The following is a 17822-nucleotide window of genomic DNA, read 5'->3' as shown; positions in this document are numbered from 1 at the left end:
GGGGAAGGATCGTCATGGGGTACCGAGTCAGTTTCGGATTGCGGTTGCTGGGCGTCGCCGTCGTCGTGGGCCTGGTGGTCTGGGGCGCGAGCGCGGCCGAGGTGGCGGCGCCGAAGGGCCTGAAGACCGCGTTCACGGCGCTGGCCGGTGGCCCGTCCGCCGCGAAGGCAGCTGCGCCGACCGTCGCACCGACCGCGTCCGCCGCGCCTGCCGGCGCCACGCCGGTCGCGACCGCCGCCACCACCACTACCGCCGCCGCGACGGCCACCGCGACCGCCCGGCCGTTCATGGCGACGCTGACCAACACCTGCGTGCCCGACCCGTCGCTGCCCAAGACCTACTACGCGGGCACGAACTGCGCCGACCCCGACCTGCGCTACAACAAGTACCTGCTCACGCTGTCGTCCGAGGTGTACCGCGTGGTCGGTTACCAGCCGAAGATGGTTCAGCTCGGCCAGGAGACCTGCGAGGCCCTCGCGACCTACGACCAGTCCCGGGTCGTCATGGACGTCACCCAGTGGTTGGTGGCCGAGCAGAACCCGGCCAAGCCGCGCCAGGCCGCGCTGAGCGTCCTCAACGCCGCGACCAAGAACCTGTGCCCGGCGCTCCGGAGCAAGGTCACGATCGCCTGACGTACCGAAACCGAGGGGCGCGCCGACCCGGCGCGCCCCTCGCTCGTTTCAGACGCTCAGGCAGCGTGTCGCGGTGCCGATGTGGCAGGCATGACGACGGACGGCTCAGGGGCGGCGACGGCCGAGCCGGAGGCCGCGGACCGCGGCAGTCCGCTCGACGCCGTCGCCCGCGAGCGCGTCCTGGCTTACCTGCTGGAGCAGGCGTCCGACGCCGAGGTGATGGCGATCGGGCCGGACGGCCTGTTCGTCCCGCTCCCCGAATCGCTGCCGCTGGGCACCGACCACCGCGTTCTCGCCGGGCACGTGTCGGCGCTGGAGATCGTGCCGCCGTCCGACATGGTGCCGGTGATCGAGGCCTGGCGCCGCGCGCAGGAGCACGGCGTGGCCAGCACGGACATCACGCTCATCGATGAGCCGGACGCTGAGACCCGGCTGCACTTCGTCGACGTCACCGAGGTGCACGGCGTGATGATCGGGGTGCTGGTCGGCGCGCAACGGCGGGACGCCGGCACCGTGACCAGGCTGTATCAGCCCCGGCGCGCGGCGACCCGCAAGGACTCGCAGGCGATCTTCCTCGAGGTGGACGCCGCGTTCAGCCACATCCTCGGCTGGCAGCCCGACGAGGTGGTCGGACGCCGCTCAATCGAGTTCGTTCACCCCGACGACCACGAACGCGCGTTCGGCCACTGGATGGAGTTGCTCGCCCGTCCCGGTTCCCAGAGCCGGGTCCGGCTGCGCCACCGCCACCGGGACGGGTCCTGGGTCTGGATGGAGGTCACCAACCAGAACCGGCTCCACGACCCCGAGCACCGGGACGTCGCCGCCGAGATGCTGAACATCGCCGACGAGATGGAAGCCCAGGAGGCGCTGGCGGCCAGCGAGAGCCTGCTGCGAGCGCTCACCGAGGCGCTGCCGCTCGGCATCCTGCAGTTCGGCGCCGACCGTACGATCCAGTACCGCAACGAGCGCATCACGAAGCTGCTCGGCGCCCCCCGCGCGACCACCGTCGACCAGCAGCTGGCCGGCGTGCTCCCGCTCGACCGGCCGACGGTCATCGAGGCGGTCACCGCGACGCTGGGCGGCAAGGACTGCGACCTGGAAGTGCGGCTGCGTCAGGCCCGCCGGTTCCACCTGCGGCTGCGGCCGGTCCGGGACGCGACCGGTGCGATCACCGGCGGCGTGCTGAGCGTCAACGACGTCACCGAGGACGCCCGGCTCCGCGACGAGCTACGGCAGCGCGCCACCTACGACGCGCTGACCCAGAGCCTCAACCGGGCCGCGATCCTGGACGAACTCGAGGGCGCGCTGCAGTCCGCGCGCGCGTCCGGAAGCGGAACGGCGGTGGTGTTCTTCGACGTGGACCACTTCAAGGAGATCAACGACCAGCTCGGCCACGGAGCGGGTGACCAGCTGCTGGTGGCGGTGGCGCGACGCCTGCGGTCGGCCGCACGCACCGACGACCTGGTCGGACGCCTCGGCGGCGACGAGTTCCTGGTGGTGAGCCGGCACGTGCCGAGCGCGGACGTGGCGATCGCGGTGGCCGAACGGCTCGCGGACGCCCTCGGGGAACCGCTGAGCCTCGGCGGCACCGAGATGACGCCGAAGGCGAGCATCGGGGTCGCGTGGTCGGCGACCGAGGTCGACGCCGACGTGCTGGTCGACCGCGCCGACGTCGCGATGTACGAGTCCAAGCGCCAACGCCTCGGCCGCCCGGTGCTGGCCGACTGACGCCCGGTGCTGGCCGACTGACGCCCCGTGCCGGCCGACTAACGGGCGGCCACTACCTGCAGGGCGGTGGTGGCGTAGAGGTCGCCGATCTGGGCGGGGGAGAGGCGTCCGTCGGGGCGGTACCAGCGCGCCACGTCGACGCAGAGCGACAACAACACCAGCGCCGCGCCCTTGGCGTCCGGTGTGCCGAACTCCCCGGACGTGATGCCGGCCGAGATCTCGCCCAGGACGTCGTCCTCGATCTGTTCGCGGAGCAGGATCACCTCGGCGCGATGGTCCGGCTCCAGCGCGTCGAGCTCGTACTGGACGACCCGCCCCATCGTGTGCTCGCCCGCGTGCCAGCACGCGAAGTCGCGCACGATCGCGCTCAGGCGTTCGCCGTGCGTCCGCAGACCGGCCGGAGCGTCCGCGACGATCTGCCGCGCGTCCTGGTGGCCGCGCAGCGCGATCTGGTAGAGAACCTCCTCCTTCGAGCGGAAGTGCACGTAGAGGGCGGCGGGACTCATCCCGGCGCGGCTCGCGATGTCGCGGGTCGTGGTGGCGTGGAAGCCGCGCTCGGCGAAGGCCTCGGTGGCGGCGTCCAACAGCCGCCGCACCGGATCCGTGCGCAGCACCGGCGCATCCCGCGTCATCCCGCCATTCTCCGCCTGTTCGCGCGGCCGGCGGGGCTTCTGCGCGTGGTGGACGCGAGGCCCGTGGGGTTCGTCACGGCGCGTTGACGCGTTCGCACTAAACAGCCACGCTCCTAAGCAAGCGCTTATTCATCGTGGAGGAATCGCCGTGAAGCGGACCATCTTTACGCCAGACCACGACTCGTTCCGGGAGTCGGTCCGCGAGTTCGTCACGCGGTCGATCCTGCCGCGGCACGACGAGTTCATCGCCGACAAGCAGATCGCCAGGGACGTCTGGCTCGAAGCGGGCAAGCAGGGCTTCCTCGGCCTGGAGGTGGCGGAGGAGTACGGCGGCAGCGCGGCCGGTGACTGGCGCTTCAACGCGATCTTCAGCGAGGAGCTGGCGCGCGTCGGGGTGGCGTTCTCCTCGTCGTTCAGCATCCACGTCGACGTCGTCGCGCCGTACCTGATCGAGCTGACCACCGACGCGCAGAAGCAGCGCTGGCTGCCCGGGTTCTGCACCGGCGAGCTCACCACCGCGATCGGCATGACCGAGCCGAGCGGCGGCTCCGACCTCGCCGGGCTGAAGACCACCGCGGTCCGGGACGGGTCGGACTGGGTGCTCAACGGATCGAAGACGTTCATCACCAACGGCTACTCGGCCGACCTGGTCGTGGTCGCCGCGCGAACCAGCCCGGAGAAGCGCGCCAAGGGCATCTCGCTGTTCGTCGTCGAGGCCGGGACGCCGGGCTTCGAGCGCGGGCGCAAGCTGGAGAAGGTCGGCCAGCCGGAGGCCGACACCGCCGAGCTGTTCTTCGACAACGTCCGGCTGCCCGCCGAGAACCTGATCGGCGAACTCGACCGCGGGTTCATCCACATGATGGAGCGCCTGCCGCAGGAGCGGATCGGCGCCGCGGTGTCGAACATCGCGCACGCCGCGCAGATCCTCACCGAGACGATCGAGTACGCCCGGGAGCGCAAGGCGTTCGGGCAGGCGATCGGCAGCTTCCAGAACACGAAGTTCGTGCTCGCGGACGCGGTGACCAAGGTCGAGGTGACCCAGGCGTTCGTCGACCAGTGCATCGCCGCCCACGCGGCGGGTGAACTGACCGCGGTGGACGCCGCGAAGGCGAAGTGGTGGAGCGCCCAGGTGCAGGGCGAGGTGCTGGACGCGTGCGTCCAGATCCACGGTGGCTACGGGTACATGACCGAGTACCGCGCCGCCCGCGCGTGGATGGACGCCCGCGTGACCCGCATCTGGGCCGGCTCCAACGAGATCATGAAAGAGCTCATCGGACGGGATCTGGGGTTCTAGAGCCGGGGATCGCGGCGAGGAGTTCCTTCGTGTACTCGTGCTGCGGGTTCGTGAGCAGGGTTTCGGCGGGGCCGGACTCGACCAGCCGGCCGTCGCGCATCACGCCGACGCGGTCGGCGATCTGGCTGACCACCGCCAGGTCGTGCGAGATGAACAGGTAGCTGAGCCCCAGCTCGCCCTGCAGCCGGACCAGCAGGTCGAGGATCTGCCGCTGCACCGAGACGTCCAGCGCCGACACCGGCTCGTCACAGACGACCAGCTCCGGTTCCAGCGCCAGCGCCCGCGCGATCGCCACGCGCTGGCGCTGGCCGCCGGACAACTCGGCGGGCTTTCGCGCCAGCATCCCCGCGGGCAGCGCCACCTGGTCGACGAGCGCCGCGGCCCGGCCGCGGCGAGACGCCGCGTCGCCCACCCGGAACACGTGCAGCGGCTCCGCGATCGCTTCCTCGACCGTGAGCCGCGGGCTGAGCGAGGCGTACGGGTTCTGGTACACCGGCTGCATCCGACGCCGAAGCCGACGCAGTGCCTCGCCGCGCAGCCGGGTCGCGTCGACACCGTCGAACGTCACGGTGCCCGCGGTCGCCGTGGTCAGCCGCAGCACCAGGCGCGCGACCGTGGACTTGCCCGACCCCGACTCGCCGACCAGCGCGAACGTCTCACCGCGCGGGATAGTGAAGCTCACGTCGTCGACCGCGCGCAACACCCGGGGCCCCGAACGGCTGCGCGGCAGCTTGTAGTCCTTCTCCAGCCCGGTGGCCACCACCAGAGCGTCCGAGGCGTCGGCGACGGTGGACACCGCTGAAGCACGGAGGCGGCCGGCGGACAGGCTGGGCGCGCTCGCCAGCAGCGCGCGGGTGTAGGGCTCGCGCGGAGCGCGAAGCACCTCGGCGGCCGGGCCGGCCTCCACGACGCGGCCGTCGGCCGCGACCACGATCCGCTGCGCCCGGTCGGCGGCGACGCCGAGATCGTGCGTGATCAGCAGCACCGCGGTCCCGGTACGGGCGATCAGCGTCTCCAGGTGGTCGAGGATGCGTTTCTGCACGGTGACGTCGAGCGCGCTGGTCGGCTCGTCCGCGATCACCAGCTTCGGCCCGCAGGCCAGCGCGAGCGCGATCAACGCGCGCTGCCGCATCCCGCCGGAGAGCTGGTGCGGGTACTGCCGGGCGCGGACGTCGGGGTCGCCGAGCCCGGCGTCGGCCAGGAGTTCGACCGCGCGAGCGTCGGCGGCCCGGCCGCGGGCCAGCCCGTGGATCTTCAGCACCTCGGCGACCTGCCGCCCGACCTTCTGCACCGGGTTCAGCGCGATCATCGGGTCCTGCGGCACCAGACCGATCTCCCGGCCGCGGACCGACCGCAGCTCCCGGTCGCCGACCTTCAGCAGATCGCGGCCGTTGAACCGGATCGACCCGCCGATCACCCGCCCGCCCCGCGGCAGCAGCCCGACGATCGCGTGCGCGGTCGTGCTCTTCCCGGAGCCGGACTCGCCGACCAGCGCGACCACCTCGCCGGCCTCGACGGTCAGGTCGACGCCGTCCACCGCAGGGGCGCGGTCGCCGTACGCGACCCGCAGGCCTTCGATCTCCAGCAGGCTCACCGGTACTCCTCTCCGCCGCCGCCCAGCGCGCGGGATATCCGGTTGGTCGCGAGCACGGTGGCCGCGACGGTCAGTCCGGGCAGTGTGGTCAGCCACCAGGCGGTGGCCAGGTAGTCGCGGCCGGTGGACACCAGCGAGCCCCACTCCGGCGTCGGTGGCTCCGCGCCGAAGCCGAGGAAGCTCAGCGTCGAGACCGCGAGGATCGCGAGGCCGAAGTCCAGCGCCGCGTACGCGCCGATCGGGCCCATCGCGTTCGGCAACACGTGCCTGCGCAGGATGCTGTACCAGCGCGCGCCGGTGGCCCGCGCCGCCTCCACGTAGGTCGCCGTCCGTACCCGCAGGACCTCCGCGCGCATCAGCCGCGCGAAGTTCGCCACGGTCGACAGGCCGACCGCGATCGCCACGTTGGTGGTGCCGAACCCGAGCACGGTGACCAGCGCGAGCGTCAGCAGCAACTGCGGGATCGCGAGCAGCACGTCGACGATTCGCATCGCGATGTCGTCCAGCCACCCGCCGACGAACCCGGCGAGCAGGCCGATCAGCGAACCGACCACCAGCGCCACCGCGACCGCGATCACCGTCGCGCGCAGCGACAGGTTCGCGCCGTGGATGACCCGGGCGAACAGGTCCCGCCCGGTCTGGTCGGTGCCGAACAGGTGCTCGGCGCTGGGGGCCTGCAGTTTCTCCGCGGGGACTCCGACGAGCGGGTCGCGCGAGGTGAACAGCGACGGCACGAACGCGGCCAGCAGCACGGCGGCGACGAACAGGATCGAGAGCACCAGCCCGGGCCGCCGGATCAGGAACCGGACCGCGCGCCGGGCGCGGCTCGGTGAGGCCGGTGCGGCGGCCGGAACGTCGGTGGACGGACGGGTGTCGATCGCTACCATGCCAGCCCCTGCCTGCTCGTCGTGACGCGTGGATCGACCAGCGGATAGAGCAGATCGACGATCAGGTTCACCGAGACGAACGCGAGCGCGCTGAGCACGACCAGCCCCTGCACCACCGGGATGTCCTGGTTGCCGACGGCGTCCACGACCAGCCGGCCGATGCCCGACCGCGAGTACACGGTCTCGACGACCACCGACCCGGCCAGCAGCTGCCCGGCCCAGGCCGCCGCGACGGTCATCGCCGGGATCGACGCGTTACGCAGTACGTGCTTCAGGTGGACGCGGGCCCGGCTCGCGCCCTTCGCCAGCGCGGTCTCCACGTACGGCTCGTCCAGCGCGGTCAGGATGCTGCGCGCGAGCACCTGCCCGACCAGCGCCCCGATCGGGATCGCCAGCGTCAGGGCGGGCAGGACGAGGCTGGAGAACCCCTCGTTGCCGATCGCGGGCAGCAGCCCCCACTGGAACGAGACGACCTGGACGAGCATCAGCCCGACCCAGAACGTCGGCAGCGAGACCGCGACCGGCGGGATCGCCAACACCGCCTGCCGGATCAGCGGCCACCTGGGATAGGTGCCGCCGAAAGCGATCAGCAAGCCGAACAGCAGCGAGAACGCGAACGCGAGGCCGGTCAGCTTCAGGGTCTCCGGCAGCGCTTCGAGGATGCTCTCGGTGACGCTCGCGCCGGTTTGGATCGAGTGGCCGAAGTCGCCCTGCACCGCGCTCCACAGCGCCCGCGCGTACTGCACCGGGAGCGGCTGGTCGAGCCCGTACTCCGCTTTCAGCGCGGCGATCTGCTCCGGCGTCGCCTGGTTCTGCCCGGACGTCCCGCCGGAGAGCATGATCTCGACGGGGTCGCTCGGGAGCAGGTACAGCACGCCGTAGCCGAGCGTGAACGCCGCCCAGAGCACAAAGGCCGCCTGCACCAAGCGACGGCCCAGGTATCTGCCCATACCGTCCTCCTCCGGAGGGGGCCGGGCGCGGTGCGCCCGGCCCCGGAGCTCACTTGCTCAGCCAGGTGTCGTAGAACGACAGCCGGGACGACGCCTCGAAGCGCAGCCCGTGCACCTTGTCGGAGAGCCCGAGCACCTGCGACAGCTCGACGATCGGGATCTGGTACGCGTGATCGGTGATGATCAGCTTCTGGGCCTCGGCGACCAGCTGCTTCCGCTTGGCGTCGTCGAGCGTGGCCACCTGCTGGTCCAGCACGGTGTCGAGCGGGCCCGGCTTCAGCCGCGAGCGGTTCTGGTACTTGGTCGAGAAGCTCGTCCGCAGGATGTCCGGGTCGGCGCGGGTCACGTTGTACCAGAGGAAGTCGAAGTCACCGGAGGCCTGCGCCGCGGTGATCTCGCCGGTGGTCAGCTGCCGCAGCCGCAGCTCGACGCCGACCGCCTTCAGCTGCTGCTGGGCGAGTTCGAGGATCGTCTGGCTGGGGGGGAACGCCAGGTTGTAGACGACGTCGACGGAGAGCTTCTGGCCGCTCTTCTGCCGGATACCACCCGGACCGGGCGCCCAGCCGGCGGCGTCGAGGATCTTCTTCGCGCCGTCCTGGTCGAACTTCAACGCGGCACTCTGATCGCTCCAGCCCGGCGTCGACTTCGCCAGCGAGCCGGTCGCGACCTGGTACTTGTCCGAGAGCGCGGTCTGGACGATCTCGTCGCGGTTGAGCGCCTTCTGGATCGCGAGCCGGACCTGCTCGTCACCGAGGATCGGCTTGGCCGTGTTGGGCGCCAAGTTGAACGGGATCCCGGGGTTGCCCCGCACCAGCAGCTGGAAGCCGTTGCCCTCGAAGCGGGCCTCGTCCTGCGGCGGGATGTCGGTGGCGCCGTCGATCTGCCCCGACTGGAGCGTCCCGGTGCGGACGCCCGACTCGGGCACGATCTTGTACTCGATGGCCTCGAGGTAGGCCTCACCCTTGTGTTCGGCGAGCGACGACGGCCAGGCGTATCCCTTGCGACGGGTGAGCGTCACGCCCTGGTTCGGCGTGTACTTCTCCAGGACGAACGGTCCGGAGCCGATCAGGTCACCCTGGCAGCGCTGCTCGGGGGTCTTGGTGGCGGTGGACGCCGAGAGCAGGCCGAGCGACATCGTCGACGTCGCCTGGAGGAACTGGGCGCTGGGGGCCGCGAAGTCGACGCGGACCGTCTGTGGGTCGACCACGGTCGCGCTCTTGTACCCGGCCAGGTAGGGGCCCGCGAGCTGCGCCTTCGCGCCGAGCTTCACGATCGCGTCGAAGTTCGTCTTGACCGCCGCGGCGTCCACCGGCGTGCCGTCGCTGAACGTCGCGCCCGTGCGGAGCGTGAACGTGAAACTCGTCGCGGCCTCGTTGACCTTCCAGGACTCGGCCAGCCACGGCTTGATCTCGCCGGTCTTCGGGTCCTGGTCGGTGAGCGAGTCGACGATCTGGCGGCTGACGTTGAGGCTGGCGTTGAGACCGAACTGCTGCGGGTCGAGGCAGGTGGGGTCGACGGCCAGGGCGAACTTCAGCGTGCCCCCGGACTGCGGGGGTCCGGCGTCCGCGGTGCTCTCGTCGGACGATGAGCACCCGGCGACGGTGACGGCAACGGTCGCTGCCAGCACCGGAAGCGTGCGGCGTAAGGAACGAACGGGCACAGAGTCTCTCCTGGCGGCGCAGTGGGCACAGGGATCTCAGGGATAACACACTGAACATGCATCCCCTACATGCGAACTAGGTTTAGAGGTTAGAGGCGATGCCCTCCGTTTGTGAAGACTTCTGCCGGACAGAAGAAATCGGGGCCTCAGCGTTCGCTGAGGCCCCGATTTCCGGGCGGTGCTAGGAAGTGATGTAGCCGACTAGCTGTTCTTTTTCGGTCTCGAGTTCGGAGATCGTGCTCTTGACGACGTCTCCAATGCTCACCAGGCCGATGAGCTTCCCGTCCTCCACCACCGGCAGGTGCCGGATGCGGCGTTGGGTCATCGTCTCCCGGATCCGGGCGACGTCGTCGCTGCTCCGGCACGTGTGTACGTCGACCGTCATGATCGACGAGACGCTCTCGTCGAGCAGCCGTGCGCCGTGTTCGTGTAGCCGGCGCACGATGTCGCGCTCCGACACGATCCCGGCGATCGTGTGTCCGTCGGTCGAGACGACGAGCGCCCCGAAGTTGTGTTCGGCCAGTTGCGCGAGGAGCGCTCGGACGGTGACTTCTGGCCCCACGGTCGCTACCGCGGAGCCACCGGACTTGCTGCGCAGGACATCGCTGATCAACATCGGGCATCGCTCCCAACGCAGATGAAGGTACGCATCTCGAGGGCGACCGGATGCGTCTTCGTCCTGGGTACCGGTTCGAGACTTGGCGCGTCAAGGGTCCGATGCGACGCGTCTCGTCCGAAAAAGCATAGTCTTTTGTGGACTCATGATGACTTCTGGTGATTTCGAGAAATCCAGACCCGAAAGGCGCACCGTAGAGAGACCTATGTCACATTGACGGCGGGAACCGTCTGTGTAAGGGAGGTCGCAATGGCGCGCACCCGGACGGTGTTCTCCCTCTCCTTCGTCGCGATCATCGCGCTGGTGGCGGTCGTCGCGGGTGTCGTGGTCGGCCGGGCGTCCGGGTCGGGGTCGGGCGGTGGGGGCAGCGGCGACGGGGGAGCGGCCAGCGGCACGCGTATCGACGTCATCATCAAGGCGTCCGACTCGTCGTTCTGGCAGGTGATGCTCGCCGGGGCGGACCAGGCGTCCGAGGACTTCGGGATCGACGTCAGTACGTTCGGTCCGACGTCCGAGACCAACATCGACGAGCAGGTGCAGCTCGTCGAGAACTCGGTCTCGCGCGGCGTCGACGGGATCGTGATCGCGCCGAACTCGTCCAGCGCGCTCAACTCGGTGATCGACCGCGCCCGCGAGGCGGGCGTCAAGGTCATCACCGTTGACACCCGGATCACCACGCAGTCCGAGGGCTTCATCGGCACCGACAACGTCAAGGCCGGTCAGCAGGCCGGACGCCGGATGTGCGACCTCCTCAAAGCCAAGGGCCGGACGTCCGGCGCGGTGCTGGTCGAGTCGTCGGTGGCCGGTATCCAGTCGCTGGTCGACCGGGACCGTGGCTTCCGGCAGGGCCTCGCCGAGGGGTGCCCGGGCGTCGACTCGAAGCTCCAGCGGTACAACAACAACGACATCAACACCGCGGCGTCCCAGGTCAACGACGCGATCACCGCGAACGAGAACCTGCTCGGGGTGTTCGCCGACAACAACACGTCCGGGGTCGGCGCGGTCCGTGCGGTTGCCGACAACAAGGCAGCCGACCGCATTCCGGTGGTGGCGTTCGACTCCGATCCGCAGGAGAACGCCGCGCTGGCCGACGGCACGATCGACGCGCTCGTCGTCCAGAACCCGTACTTCTTCGGGTACCAGGGTGTGCTCGCCGCGGCGATGGCCGCCGTGGACCGCACGCCGCCGCGCGAGATCGATCCCGGTGCCGTCGTCGCCGACCAGAAGAACCGCGAGACGCCCGAGGTGAAGTCGCTGCTCGAGCCGCCGACCGCCGAGCCGGGCTCATGAGCCGCGCCGACGATCCGGCCGTCGGTGGCCCCGCGCCGATCGATGCCGCGTCGGGCGATCCGGTGGCCGGGGAGCCGGAGCACGCGGCCGACGGCGGACCGGTGCCGGTCGACCCGCCCGCGGCGGGTGCCGCCTCGGCCACCGAGCCCCCCGTTCCCGTCGACGCGCCGCCCGGCGGAGCTGTGGCCGAGGCGGAGCCGGTGCTGGAGCTGACCGGGGTGTCGAAGGCATTCGGGCCGGTCCAGGCGCTCGACGACGTCTCGCTGCGGCTGCACCCCGGCGAGGTGCACTGCCTGGCCGGCGAGAACGGGGCCGGGAAGTCGACGCTGATCCGGGTGCTCACCGGCGCGATCCGGCGGGACCGCGGCGAGTACCGGATCGACGGCGCCGAGGTGACGACCGCGACGCCGGCCGCGCTGCGCGCTGTCGGCGTTCAGGCCGTTTACCAGGAGCTGAGCCTGCTCCCCCACCTCTCCGTCGCCGAAAACCTCTACATGGGACGCCTACCTGCGCGCCGCGGTCTGCTGGACTCGCGGCGGCTGCGGCGACGGGCCCGGCAGGCGCTGGACGAGGTGGGGCTCCACACCCTCGACCCGGACACCCCGGTCGAACAACTCTCGGCGGCGACCAAGCAGCTGGTCGAGATCGCGAAGGTGCTCACCGCGGAGTCGGTGAAGGTGATCGTCTTCGACGAGCCGACCACCGCGCTCACCGAGGGGGAGTCCGCGCGGCTGCTCGACCACATCCGCCGGCTCCGGGACCAGGGCGTCGCGATGCTCTACGTCACCCACCGGCTGGAGGAGATGTTCGAGATCGGCGACCGGGTGACCGTGCTGCGCGACGGTGGGCTGTCGGAGAGCGGGCCGATGGCCGACTACGACGAGAACCGGCTGATCGCCGCGATGGTCGGCCGCGAGGTCACGTCGCTCTACCCGGAAGAGCACCGCGAGAGCTCGGACGACGACGCCCCGCTGCTGCGCGTCCGAGGGCTCCGGCGGACCGCCGACGGGCCGTCGGTCGACCTGGACGTCAGCGCCGGCGAGATCGTCGGCATCGGCGGGCTGCTCGGGTCGGGCCGGAGCGAGCTGCTGCTCGCGATCTTCGGCGCGGAGCGGATCATCGGTGGGGAGATCCAGATCGACGGCCGGACGGTCCGGCCGACCGGTCCGCGGGCGATGATGAACGCGGGGATCGGGTTGCTCACCGAGGACCGGAAGGTGCTCGGGTTGCTGCCGGAGCTCTCGATCCGGGAGAACGTGACGATCGCGAGCCTGCGCCGGGCGTCCCGAGGCCCGCTGCTGCCGGGTAAGACCCAGGCGGCGGACGCCGACCGGCTGCTGGATTCGCTGCGGCTCCGGGCCGGCTCCTACGACCAGCCGGTGTCCACGCTCTCCGGCGGTAACCAGCAGAAGGTGCTGCTCGCGCGGTGGTTGCTGACCGAGCCGAAGGTGCTGGCGTTCGACGAGCCGACGAAGGGCATCGACGTCGGCGCGAAGGGCGAGCTGTACGAGGTGATCGGGGATCTGGCGCGGCGAGGCCTCGGCATCGTCGTCGTGTCGTCGTACCTGCCGGAGCTGATCGGGCTCGCGGACCGGATCCTCGTGCTGCGCGACGGGGCGATCGCCGGGGAGCTCCCGGCGGGCGCGTCCGAGGAGGACGTGCTCCGGCTCGCCTCCGGCGGCGCCGCCCCGGACGAACCGGAGGGAGAGCGCGATGGTGCCTAGGCTCGTCTGGCGGGAGCCGGTCCCGACCGCCACGATCACCAGCGAACCCGACAGCCTCGCCGAGAAAGCCGAAAAAACACCCTCCCACCGCGTCCTGACCCTCGGCGACATCGCCGGACGCGAGAGCGGCGGCCTGGTCGTCCTCCTGGTGGCCGTCGGCGCACTCACCCTCGCCAGCGACACGTTCCTCACCGCGGGCAACCTCTCCAACCTCGCCCGGCAGGTCGCGATCTTCGGCATCATCGCGGTCGGCCAGCTGCTGGTGATCCTCACCGCGGGCATCGACCTCTCGGTCGGCTCGGTGCTGGGCCTGTCCGGCGCGGTCACCGCCCAGCTCCTGGTGGCCGGCTGGCCGATCGTCCTGGCGATCGTGGTCGGTGTCGGGCTCGGCGCCGTGCTGGGGCTGGTGAACGGCCTGCTGGTCACCCGTGCCAAGCTGCCGCCGTTCATCGCGACGCTCGGCATGCTCGGGATCGCCCGCGGCGTCGTCCTGGTGATCACCGACGCGAAGACCGTCCAGGGGCTGCCGGAGGGCTTCCAGGAGATCGCCAATGGCACCGTGCTCGGCATCCCGAACCTGCTGCTGATCGCCGTCGCGGTCGTGCTCGTGGTCTGGTTCGTGCTCACCAGGACGGTGTTCGGCCGGTACATCTACGCGGTCGGGTCGAACCCCGAGTCGGCGCGGCTGGCCGGTGTCCCGGTGACCGCGGTGACGATCGCCGTGTACGCGATCTCCGGCCTGCTCGCCGGGCTGGGCGGCGTCCTGCTCACGTCCCGGCTGGGCGCGGGCATCCCGACCGCGGGCACCGGGTTCGAGCTGAACGCGATCGCCGCCTGCGTCATCGGCGGCGCCAGCCTGTTCGGCGCCAAGGGTGGAGCGCTGGGGGCCGCGACCGGGGCGCTGATCATGGGCGTCCTGAACAACGGCGGCAACCTGCTCGCGATCAACGCGTTCTATCTGCAGATCGCGATCGGCGTCCTGATCCTGGTCGCGGTCGGCTTCGACCAGTGGAACAGTCGCACCCGCACCTAACCACACTGTATGTCTTTAATGTCATTAATTGTGGCTATTCTAGTTTCATGAGGGAGGAGCACGGCCAGCACTGGCGCGTGGGCGCGGTTCGCTGGGGCGCCGCCGTGCTCACGACCGTGACCGTGATCGCGGTGGCCGTGCTCGCCGCCGCGTTCGCCGCCCACCTCAGCGAGCGGACGCGCGTCCAGGAAGCACGGGCGCAGACCGCCGACGCCGCCTCCCGGATCGAGCGGCAGGTCGACCACTACGTCGAGGCGCTGCGCGGGATCGCCGCCTGGATCCGCACCGACGGCTGGCCGACCCGCACCGAGTACCACCGGTTCGCCGGCGCGGTCGCGGTCCGCAGCCGCTACCCGGGCATCCAGGTCATCGGCATGGCGGAGTACGTCGACGCCGCCCAGCGGACGGCGTTCTCCGCGCGGACCGCGTCGGCGACGGCCACGGCGATGCTGAGCTACCCGGAATTCCGGATCAAGCCGGCAGGCACCGGCGCCGCGCTTCCGATCACGTACCTCGACCCGGTCGGCGGCAACGAGGCCGCGCTGGGGCTGGACTTCCTGAGCGAGCCGCACCGCCGCACCGCGGCGCTCGCCGCCCGTGACCTCGCGACTCCGCGGCTCACCGCCCCCACGACGCTGGTGCAGGAGACCGGCACCCAGCGCGGCACGCTGATGATGGTGCCGGTCTACCGCACCGGGGCGATCCCGAGCACGGTCGCCGAACGCCGGGCGGCGTTCAGCGGCGTGGTCTACGCGGCGTTCCGGATGGGGGACCTCGCCGACGGTGCGCTCGGCCCCGACGCCGACCGGCTCTGGCTGGACGACGCCGGGGTGGCCGATCCGGCGGCCGCCGCCCTCTACACGACCCCGTCTCGGAACCCCCGGTCCGACGCCGTCGAGGAGACCGATCTGGCGGTGGCCGGGCGTCACTGGCGCATCCGGTACGCGGCGGCGCCGAACCTCGGCCCGGTCACCCGGTACGGGCCGCTCGGGCTGGGGATCGGTGGCGCCGCGGTGGCGGTGCTGGCCGGAGCGTTGCTGCTCGCCCTGACGTCCACCCGGGCGCGGGCCCGATCGCTCGCGGCCTCGATGACCGCGGAGCTCCGCTCGGTGACCGACACCGCGACCGACGCGATCGTCACCGTTGACTACGCCGGGCAGGTGACGGCGTGGAACCGGGGTGCGGCGCGGATGTTCGGCATCGCGCCCGGCGCGATCCTCGGGGCGCCGCTCGACCGGGTCATCCCGGGTGGGCTGGCCGTGTTGACCGGCCGGAACGCGTCGGCAGGCGGGCACCCGGACCCCACGGTGGAGGTGGCCGCCACCCGGGCGGACGGCACCGTGCTGCACGTCGAGGCGTCGGTCTCGACCTGGGAGAGCCCGCGCGGGGTGTTCGCGACCGCGATCCTCCGGGACGTGACCGAACGCCGCCGCGTCGAGACCGAGGTGCGGCGGACGAACGACCTGCTGGAAGGCGTTCTGCGGGGCGCGACCGAGTGCGCGATCATCGGCTGCGACGCGCGCGGCCTGATCACGGTGTTCAACGAGGGTGCGCACCGGATGCTCGGCTACCGCGCCGAGGAGGCGATCGGAAAGGCCGCGCTCGACCTGCTGCACGACCCGGCGGAGATGGCCGCGATGGCCCACGAGCTGGGAGTGAGTGGCCCGACCGAGGTCTTCCCGACGCTGATGAAGAACGGCGGGCCGAGCACCCGGGAGTGGACCTACGTCCGGTCGGACGGATACAAGCTGCCGGTGTTGCTGACCGTCACGTCGCTGCGGGACCGGGACGGTGCGATCGAGGGCCACATCGGCATCGCGTTCGACCTCACCGAGGCCCACCGGCTGGAGCGGGAGCGCGCGCGGATGGCGCACCGCTTCGAGCAGCTGGTCGACTGCTCCGGCGAAGGCATCTACGGCCTCGACCGGAACGGGCTGATCACGTTCGTCAACAAGCAGGCGGCCCGGTCGCTCGGCTGGTCGGTCGACGAGCTGGTCGGACGCCCCGCCCACACGGCACTGCACCACCACCGCCCGGACGGCTCGCCGTTCCCGCCGGACGACTGCCCGATCATCCGCAGCATCGTCGACGGCAGCACGCACCGGGTGGATACCGAGGTGTTCTGGCGTCGGGACGGTGCGCCGGTGCCGGTGGAGTACGTCTCCGCGCCGCTGCGCCGGGACGGCCAGATCGACGGTGTCGTCGTCACGTTCGCGGACATCACCGACCGGAAGCGCACCGAGCAGGCGCTCAAGGACGCGGTCGCGAGCGAGCGGGAGGCCGCGAGCCACCTTCGCGAGATCGACCAGGTGCGCACCGACCTGGTGTCCACCGTCTCGCACGAGCTCCGGACGCCGCTGACCAGCATCTCCGGCTACCTGGAGCTGCTGATGGACGGCGACGTCGGTCCGATCACGAGCGACCAGGCCGCGATGGTCAAGGTGGCGCACCGCAGCTCGCAGCGGTTGCTCCTGCTGGTCGAGGACCTGCTGACGCTCTCCCGGATCGACGCCGGCGCGTTCCGGATCCGGCAGGACGACGTCGACCTCGCGTCGCTGCTGTCGGCCGCGGTCGGCGCGGTGGCACCGCTGGCGGCGGCCCGCGACCTACGGCTGGACGCGGACTTCCCGCCCGACCTGGGAGTCGTGCGCGGGGACGCCGCTCACCTCGACCGGGTGCTGCTGAACCTGTTGTCCAACGGCGTGAAGTTCACCCCGCCAGGTGGTTCGGTGACGCTGACCGGCCGCCGGGTGGGGGACGAGGCGGTGGTGACCGTCGCCGACACCGGCATCGGCATCCCGGAGGACGAGCAGAGCCGGCTGTTCGACCGGTTCTTCCGCTCGTCCAACGCGATGGACGAGGCGATCCAGGGCACCGGGCTCGGGCTGTCGATCGTGAAGACGATCGTCGAGCATCACGGGGGCCGGATCTCGGCGGAATCGCGGCTCGGCGACGGCACCACGTTCACGCTCACTCTCCCGGTCCGCGCCCCTGTCCGTGCGTGAAGATCCGCACCACCGCACCGGCGTCGACGCCTAGCCGTGCGGCGGCGCTGCCCTGGTTGACCGAGAGCGCGGCGCGGCCCGTGGAATCGACGAGCAGCACGAGGTCGCCGGGCGGTACGTCACCGAACGTCTCTCCGCGCACCACCGAAATCGGCTGCTGCCCGGCGTCCACCAGAAGGACGTGCACGGTCGGGCCGAACGGCACCAGATCCGCCGCGGTAGCGGCGAGCTGCAGCGAGCCGAACCGGTCGACCGACCGGACCTCGGACTCCAGCCAGCCCGGCCCGGACCGGGTCTCGGTCGTCGGCAGCCGGAGCAGCGCCGCGACGTCGGCCGGCGGCCCCAGCGAGGCGAGCGCCGCGCCGGACGCCAGCCGCGCCGCGGCGGGCATGAACAGGTCCCGGCCGTGGAACGTGCGGGCGGGGGTGGGGTCGGTCAGCTCGACCGCGGCGACCGCACCGCCGAGCGCGTCGGCTGCCGGGAGCAGCAGGCCGTTGTCCGGCCCGACCAGCAGCCCCTCCGCCGCCTCGATCGCGACCGCCCGCCGCGCGGTGCCCACGCCCGGGTCGACGACCGCCACGTGCACGGTGCCCTCCGGCAGGTAGGGAACGGCGTCGGCCAGCACCGACGCTCCGCGTCGGACGTCGGCGAGCGGCACGAGATGGGTGACGTCGATGATGCGGACGCCGGGCGCGGTGCGAAGTGCGACGCCGTGGCAGATCGCGACGAACGCGTCCGAGAGGCCGTAGTCGGTGGTGAACGAGAGGTGCCGCATCG

General features: G+C 71.3%; 14 protein-coding genes. 7 read left to right on the top strand and 7 right to left on the bottom strand.

Annotation, left to right across the window (positions count from 1 at the left end):
* The first annotated feature begins 14 nt into the window (after nt 1-14).
* Both BUB75_RS46260 and BUB75_RS16485 read left to right on the top strand, forming a co-directional pair.
* On the top strand, nt 15-632 hold the full coding sequence (locus BUB75_RS46260; protein WP_073258028.1) for a DUF732 domain-containing protein: 618 nt from the start codon (nt 15-17) through the stop codon (nt 630-632).
* Nucleotides 633-722: 90 nt separating this feature from the next.
* Nucleotides 723-2360: a diguanylate cyclase domain-containing protein gene (locus BUB75_RS16485; RefSeq protein ID WP_073258026.1), complete on the top strand. Its 1638-nt coding sequence runs from the start codon at nt 723-725 to the stop codon at nt 2358-2360.
* A 38-nt stretch (nt 2361-2398) separates the two neighbouring features.
* Here the strand turns inward: BUB75_RS16485 and BUB75_RS16480 are convergent, their stop codons facing one another.
* Complete coding sequence (locus BUB75_RS16480) at nt 2399-2992, bottom strand: TetR/AcrR family transcriptional regulator (RefSeq protein ID WP_073258024.1); 594 nt, start codon at nt 2990-2992, stop codon at nt 2399-2401.
* Between the two features lie 148 nt (nt 2993-3140).
* Between BUB75_RS16480 and BUB75_RS16475 the strand changes: the two genes are divergently transcribed.
* Entirely contained in the window at nt 3141-4286 is a 1146-nt protein-coding gene (locus tag BUB75_RS16475; RefSeq protein WP_073258022.1) for an acyl-CoA dehydrogenase family protein, read from the top strand.
* Here the strand turns inward: BUB75_RS16475 and BUB75_RS16470 are convergent.
* From BUB75_RS16470 to BUB75_RS16450, 5 genes are all read right to left on the bottom strand, one after another.
* Nucleotides 4261-5880: a dipeptide ABC transporter ATP-binding protein gene (locus tag BUB75_RS16470; RefSeq protein ID WP_073258020.1), complete on the bottom strand. Its 1620-nt coding sequence runs from the start codon at nt 5878-5880 to the stop codon at nt 4261-4263. The genes BUB75_RS16475 and BUB75_RS16470 overlap by 26 nt on opposite strands.
* Nucleotides 5877-6767 (bottom strand): ABC transporter permease, encoded by an 891-nt coding sequence (locus BUB75_RS16465; RefSeq protein ID WP_073258018.1) that lies wholly within the window; start codon nt 6765-6767, stop codon nt 5877-5879. Before BUB75_RS16465 ends, BUB75_RS16470 begins: the two co-directional genes overlap by 4 nt.
* Nucleotides 6761-7717: an ABC transporter permease gene (locus tag BUB75_RS16460; RefSeq protein WP_073258016.1), complete on the bottom strand. Its 957-nt coding sequence runs from the start codon at nt 7715-7717 to the stop codon at nt 6761-6763. The genes BUB75_RS16465 and BUB75_RS16460 overlap by 7 nt, the downstream gene beginning before the upstream one ends.
* A gap of 49 nt (nt 7718-7766) precedes the next feature.
* Nucleotides 7767-9377 (bottom strand): ABC transporter substrate-binding protein, encoded by a 1611-nt coding sequence (locus BUB75_RS16455; RefSeq protein WP_218617558.1) that lies wholly within the window; start codon nt 9375-9377, stop codon nt 7767-7769.
* A gap of 181 nt (nt 9378-9558) precedes the next feature.
* Complete coding sequence (locus tag BUB75_RS16450; RefSeq protein WP_073258014.1) at nt 9559-9993, bottom strand: CBS domain-containing protein; 435 nt, start codon at nt 9991-9993, stop codon at nt 9559-9561.
* A 249-nt stretch (nt 9994-10242) separates the two neighbouring features.
* On the opposite strand from BUB75_RS16450, the gene BUB75_RS16445 reads away from it, so the two are divergent.
* The 4 genes from BUB75_RS16445 to BUB75_RS16430 are packed head-to-tail and all read left to right on the top strand — an operon-like array spanning nt 10243 to nt 17045.
* Nucleotides 10243-11283, top strand: coding sequence for an ABC transporter substrate-binding protein (locus BUB75_RS16445; RefSeq protein WP_073258012.1), 1041 nt, complete (start codon nt 10243-10245; stop codon nt 11281-11283).
* Nucleotides 11280-13007: a sugar ABC transporter ATP-binding protein gene (locus BUB75_RS16440; RefSeq protein WP_084741274.1), complete on the top strand. Its 1728-nt coding sequence runs from the start codon at nt 11280-11282 to the stop codon at nt 13005-13007. The genes BUB75_RS16445 and BUB75_RS16440 overlap by 4 nt, the downstream gene beginning before the upstream one ends.
* A complete protein-coding gene (locus BUB75_RS16435; RefSeq protein WP_143175245.1) occupies nt 12997-14040 on the top strand; it encodes an ABC transporter permease in 1044 nt (347 codons plus the stop codon). Before BUB75_RS16440 ends, BUB75_RS16435 begins: the two co-directional genes overlap by 11 nt.
* 47 nt (nt 14041-14087) lie before the next feature.
* On the top strand, nt 14088-17045 hold the full coding sequence (locus BUB75_RS16430; protein ID WP_084741271.1) for a PAS domain S-box protein: 2958 nt from the start codon (nt 14088-14090) through the stop codon (nt 17043-17045).
* Here the strand turns inward: BUB75_RS16430 and BUB75_RS16425 are convergent.
* Nucleotides 17011-17820, bottom strand: a complete 810-nt coding sequence (locus BUB75_RS16425; RefSeq protein WP_073258008.1) for an SAM hydrolase/SAM-dependent halogenase family protein — start codon at nt 17818-17820, stop codon at nt 17011-17013. The genes BUB75_RS16430 and BUB75_RS16425 overlap by 35 nt on opposite strands.
* Nucleotides 17821-17822 lie beyond the last annotated feature (2 nt).

It is taken from the genome of Cryptosporangium aurantiacum, from assembly GCF_900143005.1.
Classification (GTDB): Bacteria; Actinomycetota; Actinomycetes; order Mycobacteriales; family Cryptosporangiaceae; genus Cryptosporangium; species Cryptosporangium aurantiacum.
The sequence above is the reverse complement of the archived record's forward strand: the minus strand, read 5'-3'. Positions and strand labels throughout refer to the sequence as shown.